This window comes from Streptomyces sp. CA2R106 (assembly GCF_037034245.1).
Lineage (GTDB): Bacteria > Actinomycetota > Actinomycetes > Streptomycetales > Streptomycetaceae > Actinacidiphila.
This window is the reverse complement of sequence record NZ_JBAGKC010000183.1, coordinates 1-433: the sequence shown is the minus strand read 5'-3', so window position 1 is coordinate 433 and position 433 is coordinate 1. Positions and strand designations below refer to the sequence as shown.

The 433-nt window shown below is 70.4% G+C and carries 1 protein-coding gene; it reads right to left on the bottom strand.

The genetic code is table 11. The features are described 5' to 3' along the window. Positions 1–433, bottom strand: a 433-nt coding sequence (locus WA788_RS35645) for an SDR family NAD(P)-dependent oxidoreductase (protein WP_335984667.1), incomplete at both ends; no start/stop codon positions are given.

Here is a 433-nt window from a genome sequence, read left to right as displayed (position 1 = left end):
GCCCGTCAGACCCGCGCCTTGGGACCAAGGGCCCCACGCCATCGACACTGCGGGAAGACCGGCGTGGCGCCGGTGCTGCATGAGCGTGTCCAGGAAGACATTGGCCGCCGCGTAGTTGCCCTGACCCGGGCTGCCCAGCACGCCCGCGAGCGAGGAGAACACCACGAAGTGCGTGAGGTCACGGTCCCGGGTCAGCTCGTGCAGATGCCAGGCCGCATCCACCTTCGGCGCCAGCACCCGGGCCAACCGGTCCGCAGTCAGGGAGGTGATCAGCGCGTCCTCGACCACTCCCGCCGTGTGGACGACACCGGTCAACGGCACGTCCGCCAGCAGCTCCGCCAGCGCTTCACGGTCACTGACGTCACAGGCCGCCACCCGTGCACGGGCGCCCAACTCGGCCAGTTCATGGACGAGTTCGGCGCCGCCACCACGC